The following is a 17,900-nucleotide window of genomic DNA, read 5'->3' as shown; positions in this document are numbered from 1 at the left end:
CTCGGGCGGGCGTCAGAAGGCGTTCGATGAACTGCCGCCGCTGGTGCCGGAGGCCTGCCACGACAGGCTGCCTACGATGAACGGCCGTAGCGTCATGTCCTGAACACCCCCACCTGCCGCACCAGCTCGTCCGCCTGCCCCTGCAGGCTGCTGGCCGCGGCGGCCATCTGCTCGACCAGGGCCGCGTTCTGCTGCGTGGCCTGGTCCATGTGATGCACGGCCTCGCCCACCTGCGTGACGCCGTTGGCCTGCTCGCCGCTGGCGGCGGAGATCTCGGCCACGATGTCGCTGACGCGCTGGATCGCGCCCACCACCTCGCCCATGGTGCCGCCGGCCTGGTCGACCAGGGCCGTGCCCTTCTCCACGCGCTCCATGCTGGCGCCGATGAGGGCCTTGATCTCGCGGGCGGCCTCGGCGCTGCGCTGGGCCAGGTTGCGCACCTCGCCCGCCACCACCGCGAAGCCGCGGCCCTGCTCGCCGGCGCGGGCCGCCTCCACCGCCGCGTTCAGGGCGAGGATGTTGGTCTGGAAGGCGATGCCGTCGATCACGCCGATGATGTCCCCGATCTTGCGCGAAGCCTCGTGGATGCCACGCATGGTGTCCACCACCTGGCCCACCACGACGCCGCCGTCACGCGCGACGTCGGAGGCCTGCTGGGCCAGCTGCTTGGCCTGATGGGCGTTGTCGGCGTTGTGCCGCACGGTGGAGCCCAGCTCCTCCATGCTGGACGCGGTCTCCTCCAGCGAGGCGGCCTGCTGCTCGGTGCGGGCCGAGAGGTCATGATTGCCCGAGGCGATCTCCTTGGAGGCATTGGCCACGGACTCCGCCCCGCCACGCACCTGGCCGACCAGGGTGGCAAGCTTGGCCTGCATGCGCTCCAGGGAGTCCAGCAGCGCGCCCACCTCGTCCTGGGCATGCGCGCCCACCGCGCCGGTCAGGTCGCCGTCGGCAATGCTCTCGGCCAGTGCCGAGGCCTTCTGCAGGGGCGTCAGGATGGCGGCCAGCAGGCGCAGCGCGACGATCACGCCCACGACGATGCCCAAGGCCAGCACGCTCCAGTTCAGCGTCACCGCGCGATTGAGGGCCGCCTGGAGCTGGCTGCTGTCGGCGATCTGCAGCTTCACGAGCCCGCCCGCCAGCTGCCCCACCGCCGCCTGGTGCCCCTCCGGGCCGGCGGCCACGGAGGACAGGGCGGCGTCCAGCAGCTGCCGCTCCTCGCGGGCCTCGACCAGGCCCTTGAGCTTGCCCACCGGCTCCGCGTCCAGCGCCGGCAGCGCGGATTTGGTCGCCACCGCCAGCTTCACCTGTGTCTCCCAGGCCTGGGCCAGGGAGAGGCGGAAGGCGCGGGAGTCCAGCCGGCTGTTGTAGAACTGGATCTGGCCCAGCTGGTACTGCCCCACCAGGGCGACCAGGGCCAGCAGGGCCAGCATCACGCCGAACCCCAGCGTCAGTCGCTTCTTGAGCGTCCACTGCATCATGTGCTCCTGCCCCGTCCCAAGCCGGGGGCGGCAGCCAGACTATCAAGTCCGGCAGCAGGTGCAAGACCTGGCCCCGCCCCGCGTTGCCGGGCCGCCTCAGACGCGGCGCTGGCCGGCATCTTTTCGGGCGATTTCGGTATTTCTCCCAGGCGGAATCAGCTTTTGACTGATAGGCGTCAAGGGCTGGCGCGGGTCACACTGCGGCTCCCGCTGCCGTCGCCTCAAGCGGAGTCCTTCATGCCTGCTCTCGTCCCGCGATCCTCCTTCCGTGATGCCCTGGCCCCGTGGCCGGCCCGGCTGAGCGCCTGCGTGCTGCTGGCCATCCTGCAGGGCTGCGCCAGCGTGTCGGCGCCACCGGCGATGCCGCCGCGGGTGGAGCCGCCGCCCCTGCCCGATGTGGAGTCTGTCGAACGCAGCGAGGGTGACGGCCTGGGCGGTCACCCCGTGGCCATCCCGGACTGGAGTGCGCGCATCACCCAGCTGGCCCTGCAGGAATGGACCCTCTGGGGCCAGGTGCGCTGGAAGCTGCAGAGCGACGAGCTGGAGCGCCCGCGCGGCCTCTCCAGCCCCTCGGAGGCCGAGCCGGCCTTCACCAGCCGGGTGATGCACTACTGGTTCGCCATCGGCCAGGCGGAGGGGCAGCAGCGGCTGTTCTATCCGGACGGCTCCCTGCTGCCCTGGTCCGCCGCCTTCATCTCCTACCTGGCCAAGACCGCCGGCCTGAGCGCCCAGCAGTTCCCGCCCAGTGCCGCGCACTGGAGCTACATCCGCGCCAGCCTGGAGCAGCCGCGGCGCAGCAGCTTCGAGCTGCTGGACGCGGCCGCCGCCAGCCCGCGGATCGGCGACCTGATCTGCGCCCCGCGCGAGGCGGCCATCCAGCGCTTCGACAGCTTCGCGCAGCTGCAGCGCCTGACGCGCGCGGAGCGGGAGCGGATGTGGCCTTTCCATTGCGACCTCGTCGTCGAGGTGCAGGCCGACCGCGTGGGCGCCATCGGTGGCAATGTGCACGAGCGGGTGGTCTGGACCGAGGCGGCCGTCGACGCCCAGGGCCGCCTGCTGCCCCAGGCCGAGCGGCCCTGGCTGCTGCTGCTGCGGCGGGCGGAGCCGACCGGCACCGGCTTGGCCCGCGCCCGCCCCTGAGGACGGCTGCATGGACGAGGACCTGCCGGCAGCGCACCCCAACGGCCGTCTCGGCACCGCGCTGATGCGCTGGCGCAGCCTGGTGGGCATCGCCTCGGGCATCAGCGTCATCGTGGGCGCGGCGATCTCGGTGGGGCAGTTCCGCGAGTTCGTGGACAACTCGGTGAAGGGCGACATGTCGCGCCGCCTGGCCGCGCTCTCGCACGTGAAGGAGTTCTTCGCGGAGGACGCCAAGATGGCGCGCCGCGCACACCGCTTTCTGAGCACGCACTGGCTGCAGATCCAGTCCCACATCCAGGAGAAGATCCTGGCCGCGGGCAGCGGCGAGGCCTTCTACCTCTCGGAAGAGATGGCCGACTATGCCGCCGTCCACTACCACTACGAGCAGCTGGGGGCGCTGGTGAAGCTGGGCTACATCGAGTTCCCGCTGGTCTACGAGATCATCGCCTTCCCGGACGAGTACATGGACACCATCGCGCCACTGCGCCAGGCGCTGGCGGCCCACTGGAAGGGCCCCGGCAAGCCGCTCAACGACCTGGGATCCAACATCCAGTGGCTGCGCGCCTGCTATGAGTTCAGCCGCAAGCTGCCGGCGGGGAAGGAGCCGGGGTGCCCTGGGTGAGGCGGGGGCGGCGCGTGCGCAGTCCGGGCCCGCCTGCAGGCACGGCCCGGAGAAGGCGACCGGGCAGCGTTCAGAAACCCGTCGGAAGTGAGGTTCCACGTGTCACGCAGTGAGCAGCATCTGAGCCCGCAAAGCGGCACCGGCGCCTCGCACAGCGGCCCTGCCGCGCGTGAGGCTGTCGCGGACACCAGCCTGGAGACACGCCGCCCAGGCCCGCAGGCCGGCAGCCCTCGCCAGCAGCAGCAGGACCGGCAGATCGCCCAGCTCCGCGGGACGGCCCTGGCCCGGCCCGCCGTACCTGGGGCCGCGCCCATCCAGTGCTTCCTGGGGCCGCACGAGCCACAGACGCGTTCGGCCCTGTCCGTCGCCCATGGAACTGCAGATGCCGGAACGCTGAAAGGGCATGCCGATACCTTGCGCAACGAGATTCCCGCTGCGGTGAAGGGGGCGCTGACGCCGATGGCCAACAGCATGACTCCCAAGGCCAGCGATTCGCAGGGCGCCTCCAGCGCCAAATCCGGCGCCAAGGCCAAAGCCAAGCAACAACCCCAGGCCAAGGGTGACGGCGTCAAGCTGCTGGAGCAGATCTGCAAGGACCTGCAGCTCAGCCGCAATGGCTGGGCCGACATCCAGGGCTATACCCGTGAGCTCTCGCTGGGCGCCCTCTATGCCGGCCAGGATCGCCTGCGGCAGACGAAGGACAGCGGCGATCCCAGGGCCAAGGCCGATGCCTTCTGGATCAACAGCGGCGGGCCCGCAGCGGCGCAGATGAAGACCATCCTCGACGCGAGCAAGATCAGCGCCAAGGAAAACCTCCCCAAGGCCATCCGGCAGGTCAATGGCCTGCATGGCGAGACGCCACCGCCCGAGGCCGCACGCGTCGCCGACATCGGCGTGACCGAGGCGGTCGACGCCAACGCGCTCGCGGACATCGACCATCAGGTGCTGGCCGTCGTCCAGGAGGAGAAGACGGCACAGGCCGATGCCATCCGCATCTGGCTGACGGTTCGCAAGGACAAAGGCGCCGGGCGGGTCGGCATGCTGCGCCAGTACGACGGGGCCGGCAGGTTGACGCATGCGCCCGAGTACCCGCTGCCCGACTTCGATGTCAGCGGCCAGTCCGGCGTGGCGGACTTCGTCCAGCGCGGGGCGCCGCACGAGCTGCCCATCCCCTACCCCGCCAGCTACCCGGCCGGCAAACGGGCCGGCGCCGTCTCGCCCCTGAAGGACCTCGCCGACGACGCCAAGCTCCTGTTCGGACTGTCGGAGACCTTGGAAAAGGAGGTCCGGGTCGCGTCCAGCAGCACGGGCGGCAAGGCCAGCAAGGCCGTCGAGCCCTCGGACGAGGGCTCTGACACCGAAGGCAATCTGGACTCCCTCTTCTGAGCAGGAAGGCCCGGCGACCCAGCAAGCATCGAAGGAGTGCCGCCATGCGCAGGTTCACGCATACGACGGAGCAGTCCCTGGCCCAGCGCCAGGCGCAGCGCCCCGCCGCCGAGGGCAGCGAGTGGCCGGCCCAGCGCGCTGCCCGCTCGCCGGCATCCGGCAGCACGCGGCAGCGCCAGCAGGATGACCGCCTGGCCCAGCTGCGTGCGAGCCCCGAGGGCGCGCTGCCGCAGGACCTGACCCAGGGCATCGCGGCGCTGTCCGGCATCGACCTCTCGGGCGTGCGCGTGCACCGCAACTCCGCCCGGCCTGCAGCGCTGCAGGCCCATGCCTACGCACAGGGCAACGAAATCCACCTCGGGCCGGGGCAGGAGCGGCACCTGCCGCACGAAGCCTGGCACCTGGTCCAGCAGGCCCAGGGGCGGGTGCAGGCCACCGCGCAGATGCAGGGTGGCGTGGCTCTCAACGACAGCCCTGCCCTGGAGCGTGAGGCCGACCGGATGGGCGCCCGCGCGCAGGCTGCGGCCGGGCAGCCCGTGCAGCGGCTGCGCCATGGGCCCGATGTCGAGTCCCGTGCGGCGCCGCTGCAGCGGGTTGGGCGCGGCGGGCACATCGGCATCGGCGCCGCCATCGGCAGCATCATTCCCGTGCTGGGGACGGCCATCGGCGGCCTCATCGGCAATCACATCTACAACAAGAAGCAGCGGCGCCAGGCGAGGGGCCAGCGCGGCGGAGCCGCAGACCCGGCGGCCGCGGCGCACCTGCCCGCCCTGCAGCAGCTCATCCAGAACGTCCGCGCCGACATCCAGGCCGGCAATCACCAGGCCGCGGCGAATGCCCTGTCCGACCGGCGCTCGGCGGTCCTGGGCAGCCTGGGGCTGCGTCTGGACCTGCAGTTGAGCAATGCCACGGCCGCAGACATGGTGGACACGGTCGCCGAGCGCAATATGTACTTCCCCGTTGACCGGCGCATCCGCATCGTCATGCCTGCGACCTTTGCCGATCATCTGGCCACCTTCTGGACCGACGACGCGGCGCTGTCCCGCAAGATTCTCTTCATGGCCCTGGAGGAATACATGCATGCCTACCAGAACCTCAGCAGCAGCTTCTTCTCTCCCTCGACCAGCGAGTACAAGGGCACCGACCGAGCGCAGCAGGCCGTCACCGCCGCCGGCGGCCCGGCCGCCTACGATTTCGACGAGATCGACGTGATGGCCGCCTATCACGACTGGGGCGAGGACGTGCAGGCGCTGGACTACGTCAACCGCTACCAGGAGCGCCAGGACTTCCACCAGTGGCAGCAGGACCGCCAGACGCGCGGCTACCGCTTCAAGGACGCGCTGGCCCTGAACTGATCCGCCACCCCTGTGCTGATCCAGCATGGCCACGAGTTCGGCGGCACGGACATTGAGTCGGTCAGCTCCGGCGAAGACTCGCTCGGCATCAAGTACCTCTCCGACTGAGCCAGGCGCTGTATCAGCCGCCCATCTGACACAGCGCCTGGCCTGCGCCCTGTCGCTGTGTCTTGGACATCGACCCTGGTGGCCCTAGCCTTGCGGCATCCAACTGCTGCCCGCCGCCCGCCATGTCCGACCTCCTCCCCCTGATGAGCTACTGCCTGCTGATGTCCGGCACGCCCGGCCCCAACAACGTCATGCTCACCACCTCCGGCGCCAACTTCGGCTACCGGGCCACCTTGCCGCAGATCCTGGGCATCCTGCTGGGCGGCTTTGTGCTGACCCTGGCCTGCTGCCTGGGCCTGGGGCAGCTCTTCCTGGCCTGGCCGCTGGCCCAGCAGCTGCTGCGCATCGGCGGCGCGCTGTACCTGCTGTTCCTGGCCTGGAAGCTCAGTGGGGCCACGATGGCGCAGGCCGGCGCCCTGCCGCAGCCCCTGGGCTTCGCGCATGGCGCGCTGTTCCAGCTGATCAATCCCAAGAGCTGGCTGAAGGCCGTGACCCTGGCCTCGGCCTTCATGCCGGCAGGACTGCCGCCCCTGCAGGCGGGGCTGCTGGTGGCCGTGCTCGGCACCGTGGTGGGATTCCCGGCCATCTCCATGTGGGCCCTGTTCGGCGTGGCCATCCGCAGGCTTCTGGAGCGGCCGGCGGTGCAGCGCGGCTTCAATCTCTGCATGGGCGGCGCGCTGGCACTGCTCGCCTTGCTGCTTCTCCGCTAAGCTGGCGCCGTGATTCCGCTTGACCGCCACGCCTCCCAGCCCCTGGCCGACCAGATCGAGACCGGCCTGGCCGGCTTGATCGAGCGCCGCCAGCTGCCGCCGGGTGCCCGCCTGCCCTCCATCCGCGCCCTGGCCGCCCAGCTGGCGGTGAGCCCCAACACCGTGGTGCTGGCCTACGACCGGCTGGCGTCGGCGGGGCGCATCGAGTCCCGCGGCACCATTGGCTACCACGTCTGCGAGCCGCCCCTGCTGGAGCGGGACGAAGCCTGGCTGGAGGCCGGGGACACGCTGGAGGGCGTCTGGCTCGCCCAGCAGGCCAATGACCAGCGCCCCGGCGTGCTGCTGGCCAGCAGCGGCGCCCTGCCCCCGGCCTGGCTGGAAGACGCCATCCCCGCCGCCGCAGTGCAGCGCGGCCTGGCACGCAGCAGTGCGGGCATGGCCTCGCGCTGCCCGCCCCAGGGCCTGCCCGAGCTGCGCGAGCGCATCGCCCTGATGCTGCGCGGCCAGGGCCTGCCGGTGGAGGCCGGACGGCTGATGACCTGCTATGGCGGCACCCATGCCATCGACCTCATCTGCCGCAGCTTCCTGCGCGCGGGCGACACGGTGCTGGTCGAGGACCCCGGCTACTTCCTGATGTTCGACCGCCTGCGCCAGGAGGGCGTGCAGCCCATCGCCATCCGACGCCGCCCCGACGGCCTGGACCTGGACCAGCTGGAGGCGGCGTGCCGGGAGCACCGCCCCCGCCTGCTCTTCCTGCAGCCGGCCCTGCACAGCCCCACGGGCTGGAGCAGCAGCCCTGCCAATCTCCACCGCCTGCTGGTGCTGGCGCGGCAGCACGGCCTGCTGATCGCCGAGGACGACGTGCACGGCCATTTCCATCCCGGCCATCCCTCGCGACTGGCCGCGCTGGCGGGCCTGGAGGGCGTCATCTACTACTCCAGCTTCTGCAAAGTGCTGAGCCCCGCGCTGCGCATGGGCTACATCGCCGCGGAGCCAGCCCTGCTCAAGCCGCTGCTGCGGGCCAAGATCTGCTCGGTGCTCAGCAGCGCCGCGCTGAACGAGTACGTGCTGCTGGAGGTCCTGATGGCCGGCCGGCTGCGCAAGCACCAGGAGCGCCTGCAGCGCCGGCTGCAGCAGGCCCGCCTGCAGTGCAGCCGCCTGCTGGAGCAGGCCGGCATGCGGCTGGACCACCCGGGCGAAGGCGGTCTCTTCCTGTGGGCCTCGGTGCCCGAGGGCGTGGACGTGGACGAGCTGGTGCAGGACGCCTGGCGCAACAAGATCCTGCTGGTGCCGGGCGCCACCTTCTCGGCGCTCAAGACCCCGGATCCGCACATCCGATTCAACGTGGCCTTCAGCCAGCAGGCGCGGCTGGGCGACTACCTGCGCAGCCGGCTCGGCGCCCTCAGTGGCGTGCAGGGCGTGCTGCAGCGCGCAGCACAGCGCTGACCCCGCCCCGCGCGGGACGCCTCGGGCCTCAGCCCAGCAGGTCGGGCAAGACCTGACCCCGCTCGGCCAGCCACTGCTCCAGATGGGGCAGCAGCGGGCCCAGGCGCTCGTCGACCGCGGCGCGGACGGTGTCCACCAGGACCTGGGTCTGGCGCTCGATCTCGATGTGCAGCGGCGCGCCCACGCCCTTCTCGCCGAAGGTGGTCATGCGCAGGGTCTCGGGGATCAGCCAGACTTCGAACCAGCCCGAGCCGTCGCGCTCGCGGCCGGCCTCGGCCACGGTGAGGCTGGCGCCGTTCACCGCGATATAGCCCTTGGCGAAGATGTAGCGCATCCACGGAGCCGGCACGCCGATGCGGATGACATGGTTGTTCTCGGGCTGGCGGATGGACTGCACCGTGGCCATGAAGTCCACGTGGCCGGAGAGCGGATGGCCGCCGATCTCGGCGCCGTCCTTCGCGGCCCGCTCGACGTTGATGCGACTGCCCACCTGCAGCGCGCCCAAGGTGGTGAGGTTCAGGCTCTGCTGCATGACGTCGAAGTCCGCGCGATCGCCCTCGTGCAGCGCCACCACGGTGAGGCAGACGCCGTCCGAGGCCACGCTGGCCCCGATCTCCAGGCCCTGGCAGAAGCCGGGCGGGAACTGCAGGGTGAAGCTGCGCAGACCGGGACGGTCGCTGAGGGCGGCCACCTGGGCCACGCCTTGAACAATGCCTGTGAACATGGCGGACGCTCGAAACGGCAGCACCGCCCGCGGGCGGTGCTTGGGGTCAAAGAGGCGTTGAGCTTACCAGCTGACCTCGCGGTCCGGCGTGGCGCCGATCTTGTGGATGGAGAGGTCGGCGCCCTCGAACTCCTCCTCCTGGCTCAGGCGCAGGCCCACGAAGCGCTTCAGCAGGCCATAGACCACGAAGCCCCCGGCCAGGGCCCAGGCCACGCCCATCAGGGTGCCCAGCAGCTGGGACCAGAAGCTCACGCCGCCGATGCCACCCCCCGCCTGGCTGCCGAAAATCCCGCAGGCGATGCCGCCCCAGGCGCCGCACAGGCCGTGCAGGGGCCAGACGCCCAGCACGTCGTCGATCTTCCAGCGGTTCTGGGTGAGGGTGAACATCTTCACGAAGATGAAGCCGGCCACGCCGCCGGTGATCAGGGCGCCGTGCGGGTGCATGACATCCGAGCCCGCGCACACGGCCACCAGGCCGGCCAGGGGGCCGTTGTAGGCAAAGCCCGGGTCGTTGCGGCCCATCAGCACGGCCACCAGGGTGCCGCCCACCATGGCCATCAGGGAATTGACGGCGACCAGGCCGGAGATCTTGTCCAGGGTCTGCGCGCTCATCACGTTGAAACCGAACCAGCCCACCGCCAGCACCCAGGCGCCCAGGGCCAGGAAGGGGATGCTGGAGGGCGGATGCGCGCTGATGGCGCCGTCCTTGCGGTAGCGGTTCATGCGCGGGCCCAGCAGCAGCACGGCCGCCAGGGCGATCCAGCCGCCCACCGCATGCACGACCACGGACCCGGCGAAGTCATGGAACTCGGCGCCGAAACTCGCCTTGAGCCAGGCCTGCACGCCCAGGGCCTGGTTCCAGGCCACGCCCTCGAAGGCGGGGTAGATCAGGCCCACGATGACCGCCGTGGCCATCAGCTGCGGGCCGAAGCGGGCGCGCTCGGCAATGCCGCCCGAGATGATGGCGGGGATGGCCGCCGCGAAGGTCAGCAGGAAGAAGAACTTGACCAGCTCGTAGCCGTTCTTCGCGGCCAGGGCCTCGGCCCCGGTGAAGAAGTGCACCCCGTAGGCCACCGTGTAGCCCAGCAGGAAGTAGGCGACGGTGGAGACGGCGAAATCCACCAGGATCTTGACCAGGGCATTGACCTGGTTCTTCTTGCGCACCGTGCCCAGTTCGAGGAAGGCAAAGCCGGCGTGCATGGCCAGCACCATGATGGCGCCGAGCAGGATGAAGAGCGCGTCGGCGCTTTGCTTGATGGACTCCATGGGCTTCCTTGGGGCGTTCCTGGGGTGTTGCGGGTGGGAAGGCCGCACCAGCGCGGCCCGTCGCGCACCAGGAACGCAAGAACAATGCCCAGCTTGGGGCATGCCCGACCGATCCATCCGGCACCGATCAGGTGCATGCACCGGCCCGGCGCGCCCCAGCCTGGCGCATGGCGGCGCGCCACGCACCAAGTCCGGCCAGCGCTCAGCCCCGCTGCAGGGCCTCGAACTGTTCCGGCTTGAAGCCCAGGCTCAGGCGGCCGTCGCCCCAGTCGACCACCGGGCGCTTGATCACGCTGGGCTGGGCCCGCATCAGGGCCCGGGCGGACGGGGCGTCCACCACGCCGGCGCGCAGGGCCTCGTCCAGCTTGCGCCAGGTGGTGCCGCTGCGGTTGACCAGGGGTTCCCAGCCCAGGGCGGCCTGCCAATGCGGCAGCAGGACCTCCGGCACGCCGGCCTTCTTGTAGTCGTGGAATTCGTAGGGCAGCGCTTGCGCCTCCAGCCAGCTGCGCGCCTTCTTCACGGTGTCGCAGTTGGCAATGCCGTAGACCTTGATCATCTGATCCTCTCTTGAACGTATGGCGAGTCCGGGCCGTCTGCCGGGCTGCGGCTACCATCCGCCCATGATCCCCTGGCTGGCCCCCGATTCCCTGGATTTTCCCCCGGTCTCGCAAGCCCTGGGTCCGGACTCCGAAGCGCCGGGCCTGCTGGCCGCCGGCGGTGACCTCTCCCCGGAGCGCCTCAAGGCCGCCTACGCCCAGGGCATCTTCCCCTGGTACGGCCGCGGCCAGCCCATCCTGTGGTGGAGCCCGGACCCGCGCATGGTGCTGCAGACCCGCCATTTCAAGCTCTCCCGCTCCCTGCGCAAGACCCTGCAGCGCTTCCGCCAGACCCCCGGCTGCGAGATCCGCGTGGACAGCGCCACCGCTGAGGTCCTGCGCGCCTGCGCCAGCAGCCCGCGCGAGGGCCAGAGCGGCACCTGGATCCTCCCCGAGATGCAGGCCGCCTACCTCGAACTGGCCCGCCTGGGCGTGGTGCACAGCATCGAGACCTGGATGGACGGCGAGCTGGTGGGCGGCCTCTACGGCGTGAACTTGGGCCGCATGTTCTTCGGCGAGTCCATGTTCATGCGCCGCACCGACGCCTCCAAGATCGCCCTGGCCGCCCTGGTGTGCCTGTGCCGTCGGCATGACATCCCCTGGATCGACTGCCAGCAGAACACCCGGCATCTGGCCTCCCTGGGCGCCTTCGAGCTGCCCCGCGAGGCCTTCGAGGCCCATCTGCAGGCCAAGGTTGCTGAGGAAGCGCCGCGCGATTGGACCTATCATGCAAGCCTCTGGGACTTGCTGGATCTGCCGGCCCTGCCCGCCTCCAGCCCCTGAAACAAGCCCCGACCGACTGACCCCTAGCCCCTGCCGCCACCGTGACGCATCCCAAGGAACTCCCGCTGGCCGAGCTGCAGTTCTACGCGACGGCGCCCTACCCCTGCAGCTACCTGCCGCAGCGCCTGGCGCGCTCGCAGGTGGCCACGCCCAGCCACCTGATCCACGCGGACGCCTACTCCGGCCTCGTGGAAGCCGGCTTCCGCCGCAGCGGCATGTTCACCTACCGTCCCTTTTGCGAGGGCTGCCAGGCCTGCGTGCCCATGCGCATTCCCGTGGCGGATTTCAAGCCCTCGCGCAGCCAGCGCCGTGCCTGGCAGCAGCACCAGGGCCTGCAGGCACGGGTGATGCGCCTGGGCTTTTCCGAGGAGCACTACCAGCTCTACCTGCGCTACCAGGCCGGCCGCCACAGCGGCGGCGGCATGGACCACGACAGCGTGGACCAATACACCCAGTTCCTGCTGCAGTCCCGCATCAACTCCCGCCTGGTCGAGTTCCGCGAGCCCCGGCCGGACGGCAGCGCGGTGCTCAAGATGGTCTCCATCCTGGACATCCTCACCGACGGCCTCTCGGCGGTCTACACCTTCTACGAGCCCGAGCCCGGCACCAGCTATGGCAGCTACAACGTGCTGTGGCAGATCGAGCAGGCGCGCCAGCTGCAGCTGTCCCACCTCTACCTCGGCTACTGGATCGCGGAAAGCCCCAAGATGGCCTACAAGGCGAGGTTCCTGCCGCACGAGCTGCTGGAGCAGGGGCGGTGGAAGCGGGTGGAGCGCTAGGGTCCGCCTCCTGAAATCCCCTGGATGAACCGTCCCACGAAGCGAGCCAGGACCCCGCGCGGGAACCCGCCACCGAACACCGTAGTGGCCGATCCTTCCCAGTGGTCCGAACAGAGTCAGGGCTCCGTATCGGCAGGCTGGACACACAGCTACACCGACCTGATCTACCGCTGCCGCCGGTGCCAGGCCGAGACCCTTTTCAGCGCTGCAGACCAGAAGTACACCTACGAGGTGAAGAAGGCGCCCATTGATCAGCAACGGTCGCTTTGCCAGCCCTGCTGGTCCGAATCCCACCAGATCGCGCGAACGCTCAAGGGCCTGGAGGGCCAGTGGGCGCAGAGCAAGACATCGCTGCGAACGGACAAGGACTTCCTGGCCCGGTGGTTGCAGACCATCGAGCTGCGGGAACGCTACGGCTTGCACCGCCATGACGTGGCTCGCAAGAACATGCTCCGCAACTTGCTCAGCCAGCCCTGAACCGTCCCCGGCACACCAGCCCGCCGACCAGGGTCAGGTCTCAAGCCGCCGGGCCATCAGGGGCAAGACCTGCCCCCTTTCCTGTTCATCCTCAACACTTGATTGCAGCATGCAACGCGTCATCTACTTCGATATCGACGACCCCCTGGTCCGATCCGCCGGTGCCAAGCGGATTCCCATGCCTTCGGTCATCGAATCGGTCAGGCGGCTGAAATCGGAAGGCGCGCTCCTCTTCCTCTGGAGCTCAGGGGGCAGCGACTACTGCCGGCGCACGGCCGAAGAGCTCGGAATCACCGACTGCTTCGAGGGATTTCTACCCAAGCCGACGCTCTACGTTGACGACCAGCCCATTCAAGAGTGGAAGCTGTGCCGGCACCTGTATCCGGCACAGGCAGAAGGCGCCTAAGGGTTCAAGGCACGGCACACTCAAGACCTGCCCCCCGCGTTGCGATGCGATGCAGCGTGAATCGGCACCAGCAAGCGCCACCCGCCCCCTCACAACACCCATCGCCATCCCATGCACATCTCCATCCGCGCATTCGAGGAGTCCGATCGAGAGCCGCTCCGCCGTCTGTATGTGGCGTCCCGGAACGAGGCCTTCTTCTGGCGACCAGCGGGTCACCACCAGCCCGCGGACTTCGATGCGCACACGGAGGGTGAGCGGATCCTGGTGGCGACGGTGGACGGCGAGGTGCTGGGTTTTGCCTCGATCTGGGAGCCGGACAGCTTCGTCCACAACCTGTTCGTGCACCCCTCGGCCAAGCGGCGAGGCCTCGGTCAGGCCTTGCTGGCGGGCTGCGCACGCTACTTCAACAAGCCTCCAACGCTCAAGTGCCTGACTGAAAACACCAACGCGGTGCAGTTCTACCAGGCACAGGGATGGGCGATCCTGAGCGAGGACACAGGCTCGGAGGGCCCGTACTTTCTCATGGGGAAGACCTGAAGCAGGCAGGCCCCGCTACACGGCCGACAGCACCTCGAAGCCGCCAAAGATCATGCGCTTGCCGTCGAACGGGGGCTCGCCCGCGGACTGGATGCGGGGATCGGCCATGATGCCTTTCCAGGCGGCATCGCGCGCTTCTCGGGAGGGCCAGGTGATCCAGGAGAAGACGACCGTCTCGTCAGGCTTGCACTGGACGGCCAGCACAAAGGAGGTCAGCTTGCCTGGCGGCACATCGTCGCCCCAGCAGTCCACCACGCTGAGCGCCCCGTATTCCTTGAAGAGCTGGCCCATGGCCTGCGCGTGCTGCAGGAAGTCCGCACGCCTGGCAGTGGGAACGGAAGCGACGAATCCATCGACGTAAGTCATGGCGGTTCTCCGGCAAGTCTCTGGCATGGCACCCCGCGCCCGGCGGGCCGTTCTTGCGACCGACCGGGCAGCGGGAATGCGCCAGCCTAGCCGATGACCGAACGCGCCGTCGCCGCCGGCGCCACGATGCGGCCTCCACCGACCCGTGATACGGCGAACGTTCCTGCCGCCTGCGCCCCCCCGTCGGCCACACCAGCCCCAGCCCCTGCCTCGCTTTCCACCGGGCGCCCAAGCCACGTTCAGGGGTTCACTCGAATGGCGCAAGGGCGCGATCCTGGAGACAGTCCCGCACTTGGCAGCGCTGCAATGCGCAGGCACCGACGAGGCGCCACATCGACGATGTCAGGGAGGTTCGATCATGTACGAGCGCGCTTCGAACGTCGGCCAGCCGAAAGACTTTGGAGCCTGGTGCCTGTGGGTGCTGAGGATGTCCTGCGCCCTGGGCCTGCTGGTGGGGTTTCTTTCGCAGCTGTATCCCGCCATGGACCTGGGCGTGACACGCTTGCTGGCTCGCATGCAGGCCCCCTTGGTGCAGCCGCCTCGCCAAGACGCTGGTTTCGGGGAGCCCCCGCAGCAGCGCGCCCCCCTGCCCCCCGAATGCCCGCCTGGGGTCGAGGGTCCGGTGCCTGCGCAAATCCGCCGGTTCGACGCTGGGCAGGCCGCGCAGGCCGGAACGCCGGCCCCCTCCACCTGGCCCATCAGCCGGCAAGCGCGTCTTGTCGAGGGCATTTACAGGCGGCAGGTGGACGTGGAAGTCCAGGACAGGCAGGTGCTCATCACCCGCACCCTCTGGCTCGGGCGCTGCAGCCCCGCCATGGCAACGCTTCGCGAGCTGCTGTCCAGCAAAGGGCTGGTGGCGGCCCTGGAGGATGAGCGCGCGCAGCGGCGATCCAGGCCGCAGGGCATGGAGAGCATCCCGGCGACGGGCATCTTCGGAGCCGTCCATCTCAATTCCCGAAGCACCGAAGTGCGCTCGGCGCCGGTGGTGGAAGACTACGACCCCGCTGGCGCCGCTGTCAGGGTCGCGGAGCGCAGTTCAATCGCACTGGATCCGACGGAGGGCACATCACCGAAGAGCTACACCCTGCTGCTCGACTTCGGCGACTGGCCCAGCGGCAGCGATGAACTGACCCTGCGATCAGAGAAGCCCGTGTCGGTCTGGTCTCGCGACGGGACAGCGCTGCGGCAGTCGTCGACGCAAGGCCACTGGAAGGCGAAGGACTTTCACATCCTGATGCTGCGGGTGGAGCTGGGTCTTGAAGATGCTGCCCGCCCGGACACGGCCGCTGCCCCTGGCAACGGCAAGGACGACAAGCGGCAGGCACGGCCTTTCCTCCAGCGGGCCCTGACCGGCGAGATCGAGGCCGTCAGGGCCCTCTGGCATGGGGTGCAGTACGCCGTCCCCTTCTTTCTCGTCCTTCTCTGGGCGCGTAGGCGCTTGCCCGCCGAGGAACGGGGGGCAGCCATGGTCAAGGCCACCGAGAAAGGCTGCCTGCTGGCGCTGAGCCTGATCGGGGTGCTGGCGGCCTGCGACATCGTCGAAGCGCTGGCCTCGAGCTTCCACGACGTGCTACGAGCCCATGGCTTCATCAACCTTTCCTGGACGGCCTCCCTGCTCAAGGCCGCCATTGTCGGCCTTGTCTGGCCCTTGCTGGCTCGATCCACCCCCTGGGTCTCCAGCGCCAGGGGGGCCGGTGTCGCGCTGTGCGTGACGGCACTGGCCTTCGCGACCCTGATGCTCGCCAGGGGCGCTGGCGCAGAGATGTCACGAGGACTTGAAGCCTTGCTGAGGTCACTGGAGCGGACCGGGAGATGGCCTGAGGATCTTTCGCAGGGTACCGTGACGGGACTGGCCTATGGCCTTGCCCTGCTTGTCGGTCCGTTGGCCGCCCTCTGGGCCACGGGGCGCATCTGGACAGGCAGGCCCATGGCAGGGGCACTGGCGGTGGTGCTGGCCTGGATGGGGCTTTCGACCTTTCTGCGCAGCAGTTCGCAGTCTGTGCAGCTCGTCGCCAGCACCGCATTGGCAATGCCCTTCGGCTGGGCATTCGCAGGAGCGACCCGCCACTGGATCCCGGCGAACAGCGCATGGGCCACCCGCTCCGTCTCCGCCTGGGGAACCGCGCTCCTGGTCCTGCTCGCCGCAGTCATGGCCATACCGCCCGACTTCAGCAGCCCTTGGTCCGTTTCCTGGCTCATGACCGAAGGCACGTGGGAGCTGGCGCACACCTGGCGATGGGCAGCCGTGGCCCTGCTGCTGGCCTGGCTCCACCCGCGCGACCCGGCGTCTGCAAGCACCCTGGAAACCGGGGCCCTGCTCCTCTTTGTGGGCTACTTCTGGCAGTCATTGCATGTACTCCCTCAACTGATCGGGGCGGCCGTTGGCGCGGTCGTCATCGCCTTCATGCTCTACACACCCAGACCGCTGAGGCGGCCGGGAGGCAGTCGCCGCCGCCTGCTGGGTCAGGCCGTGCGGGAAATCGGCCTCTACAATCGCATGCTGGCCCTGCGTCGTGGCTTGCAAAAGGGCATCCAGGCAAAGTTGGACAAGGCGGATATCGAACCCGCCGACGCCGTCACGAAGCTCGAGAAGATGGACCAGGCGGTGGACGCCCGTGAGGCCGCAGCGACCCGCAAGCGCTGCCTGACGCTGCTGGCACTGAATGCCGGTCCGGGTGGCAGCGCATGGCAGCGGGGGCGGCAGGGTGCCTTGCTCGCCGGGCTGATCGCCCTGCCCTGGATCACCTGGTATCTGCGTGCCTTGAAGCTCGGCGAGGGCACGACCAATGCGGCGACCTGGCATGTGTTCGCACTCGCCATAGACGACATCGCCCGATGGCCGCTGCTGGGCTTCTTCTTCATGTACTTCTATCCCCGGCTTCGCGGGCACAGCGGCATTCTGAAAGGCATCTGGATGAGCAGCAGCGTCGTGCTCCCCGCCGCAGTGGGAACGCTGGCAGGGGCACCCGATTCACTGGAAGGCTGGTCCTCGGTGACGCTCTGGGCGCTGCAGGCCTTCGTGGTGTGCATGCTGCTGGGCGTGGTGCTCGGAGACTACGGGGCCCTACGCGTTGCCGGGCGCCGGGCCCGCGGGCTCATCGAGATCTACAACCTCGGCACACTGGCGGCCTGGACCTCTTCGCTGGCCATCGCTGTCGGCGTCGCCACATCAAGCTCCATCGCGGATCAGGCGGCCGGATTCCTGAAAGACCGCATCGCTCAGATCGTGGCGGCGGCGCCGGCCAAGGCTGAAGCAGCCAAGGCGCCGCCTCCGTCCAAGTGACGCAGTCCAGGGCAAAGGCACCTCTGCACGACGCGGGATCCTTCGTGCCACGGGCGGCCCCGCTCCGGCTCCGGCATGCCTACGCCTGCTTGCGGCGGGCGCCAGGACTCCGCCACCCATGATGATGGGCTCCCGTTCCAATAGGCCGGCGAAGCCTCCCCTGGCATCCCGAATACCGCTCGCCAGCACTCGGTACAAACACTTACGGCCTCGCCTCCCCGCCCCTGGACGCAGACCACCGCGCCCCTTCTCCTGGGCGCCCCGCGCATCTGGTCCCATATTGGTCATCAACCTTACACAGGGTTACGGCAGCCCTAGGTGTTTGTATCAATGTTTTTGCATAAAGTGGTATCTAAAGTGCATACCACTACAAGACTACTGGTGGTACTGGTCTGGTAGCTGCGGACGGAGCGTGTTGTTGAGCGCCCTGTCTCTCTC

General features: G+C 69.2%; 17 protein-coding genes. 12 read left to right on the top strand and 5 right to left on the bottom strand.

Features of this window, described 5'->3' with window-relative positions; translation table 11 throughout:
* Positions 1-92 precede the first annotated feature (92 nt).
* A complete protein-coding gene (locus O9Y01_RS20395) occupies positions 93-1,475 on the bottom strand; it encodes a methyl-accepting chemotaxis protein (protein ID WP_269633469.1) in 1,383 nt (460 codons plus the stop codon).
* A 240-nt stretch (positions 1,476-1,715) separates the two neighbouring features.
* Between O9Y01_RS20395 and O9Y01_RS20390 the strand changes: the two genes are divergently transcribed.
* The 6 genes from O9Y01_RS20390 to O9Y01_RS20365 all read left to right on the top strand — a co-directional run bounded on the left by O9Y01_RS20390 (position 1,716) and on the right by O9Y01_RS20365 (position 8,245).
* Positions 1,716-2,618, top strand: coding sequence for a DUF2272 domain-containing protein (locus O9Y01_RS20390; RefSeq protein ID WP_269633468.1), 903 nt, complete (start codon positions 1,716-1,718; stop codon positions 2,616-2,618).
* A 10-nt stretch (positions 2,619-2,628) separates the two neighbouring features.
* Positions 2,629-3,240, top strand: coding sequence for a hypothetical protein (locus tag O9Y01_RS20385; protein WP_269633467.1), 612 nt, complete (start codon positions 2,629-2,631; stop codon positions 3,238-3,240).
* A gap of 99 nt (positions 3,241-3,339) precedes the next feature.
* Positions 3,340-4,626 (top strand): hypothetical protein, encoded by a 1,287-nt coding sequence (locus O9Y01_RS20380; RefSeq protein WP_269633466.1) that lies wholly within the window; start codon positions 3,340-3,342, stop codon positions 4,624-4,626.
* 44 nt (positions 4,627-4,670) lie between these two features.
* Complete coding sequence (locus O9Y01_RS20375) at positions 4,671-5,981, top strand: eCIS core domain-containing protein (protein ID WP_269633465.1); 1,311 nt, start codon at positions 4,671-4,673, stop codon at positions 5,979-5,981.
* Between the two features lie 230 nt (positions 5,982-6,211).
* Positions 6,212-6,799: a LysE family translocator gene (locus O9Y01_RS20370; protein ID WP_269633464.1), complete on the top strand. Its 588-nt coding sequence runs from the start codon at positions 6,212-6,214 to the stop codon at positions 6,797-6,799.
* 9 nt (positions 6,800-6,808) lie between these two features.
* Positions 6,809-8,245, top strand: a complete 1,437-nt coding sequence (locus O9Y01_RS20365; RefSeq protein ID WP_269633462.1) for an aminotransferase-like domain-containing protein — start codon at positions 6,809-6,811, stop codon at positions 8,243-8,245.
* A 28-nt stretch (positions 8,246-8,273) separates the two neighbouring features.
* On the opposite strand, the gene O9Y01_RS20360 is transcribed toward O9Y01_RS20365, so the two are convergent.
* The 3 genes from O9Y01_RS20360 to O9Y01_RS20350 form a co-directional block, all read right to left on the bottom strand.
* Positions 8,274-8,969: a riboflavin synthase subunit alpha gene (locus O9Y01_RS20360; RefSeq protein WP_269633461.1), complete on the bottom strand. Its 696-nt coding sequence runs from the start codon at positions 8,967-8,969 to the stop codon at positions 8,274-8,276.
* Between the two features lie 63 nt (positions 8,970-9,032).
* On the bottom strand, positions 9,033-10,235 hold the full coding sequence (locus O9Y01_RS20355; protein WP_269633460.1) for an ammonium transporter: 1,203 nt from the start codon (positions 10,233-10,235) through the stop codon (positions 9,033-9,035).
* A 202-nt stretch (positions 10,236-10,437) separates the two neighbouring features.
* Positions 10,438-10,791 (bottom strand): ArsC family reductase, encoded by a 354-nt coding sequence (locus O9Y01_RS20350; RefSeq protein ID WP_269633459.1) that lies wholly within the window; start codon positions 10,789-10,791, stop codon positions 10,438-10,440.
* Between the two features lie 64 nt (positions 10,792-10,855).
* Between O9Y01_RS20350 and aat the strand changes: the two genes are divergently transcribed.
* The 5 genes from aat to O9Y01_RS20325 all read left to right on the top strand — a co-directional run bounded on the left by aat (position 10,856) and on the right by O9Y01_RS20325 (position 13,813).
* Positions 10,856-11,614: a leucyl/phenylalanyl-tRNA--protein transferase gene (gene aat / locus O9Y01_RS20345; protein ID WP_269633458.1), complete on the top strand. Its 759-nt coding sequence runs from the start codon at positions 10,856-10,858 to the stop codon at positions 11,612-11,614.
* 41 nt (positions 11,615-11,655) lie between these two features.
* Complete coding sequence (locus tag O9Y01_RS20340; RefSeq protein ID WP_269633457.1) at positions 11,656-12,393, top strand: arginyltransferase; 738 nt, start codon at positions 11,656-11,658, stop codon at positions 12,391-12,393.
* 84 nt (positions 12,394-12,477) lie between these two features.
* Positions 12,478-12,870 (top strand): zinc-ribbon domain containing protein, encoded by a 393-nt coding sequence (locus O9Y01_RS20335; protein WP_269633456.1) that lies wholly within the window; start codon positions 12,478-12,480, stop codon positions 12,868-12,870.
* Positions 12,821-13,276, top strand: coding sequence for a DUF705 domain-containing protein (locus O9Y01_RS20330; protein ID WP_269633455.1), 456 nt, complete (start codon positions 12,821-12,823; stop codon positions 13,274-13,276). Before O9Y01_RS20335 ends, O9Y01_RS20330 begins: the two co-directional genes overlap by 50 nt.
* Positions 13,277-13,387: 111 nt before the next feature.
* Positions 13,388-13,813, top strand: a complete 426-nt coding sequence (locus tag O9Y01_RS20325) for a GNAT family N-acetyltransferase (protein WP_269633453.1) — start codon at positions 13,388-13,390, stop codon at positions 13,811-13,813.
* A gap of 15 nt (positions 13,814-13,828) precedes the next feature.
* Here O9Y01_RS20325 and O9Y01_RS20320 read toward each other — a convergent pair whose 3' ends face one another.
* Positions 13,829-14,179 carry a DUF1428 domain-containing protein gene (locus tag O9Y01_RS20320; RefSeq protein WP_269633452.1) on the bottom strand — a complete coding sequence of 117 codons (351 nt, stop codon included), beginning with the start codon at positions 14,177-14,179 and terminating at the stop codon, positions 13,829-13,831.
* Positions 14,180-14,537: 358 nt separating this feature from the next.
* Between O9Y01_RS20320 and O9Y01_RS20315 the strand changes: the two genes are divergently transcribed.
* Positions 14,538-17,462 carry a hypothetical protein gene (locus tag O9Y01_RS20315; RefSeq protein ID WP_269633451.1) on the top strand — a complete coding sequence of 975 codons (2,925 nt, stop codon included), beginning with the start codon at positions 14,538-14,540 and terminating at the stop codon, positions 17,460-17,462.
* Positions 17,463-17,900: the final 438 nt, after the last annotated feature.

The organism is Pelomonas sp. BJYL3 (genome assembly GCF_027257975.1).
Classification (GTDB): domain Bacteria; phylum Pseudomonadota; class Gammaproteobacteria; order Burkholderiales; family Burkholderiaceae_C; genus Roseateles_B; species Roseateles_B flavus.
The sequence above is the reverse complement of the archived record's forward strand: the minus strand, read 5'-3'. Positions and strand labels throughout refer to the sequence as shown.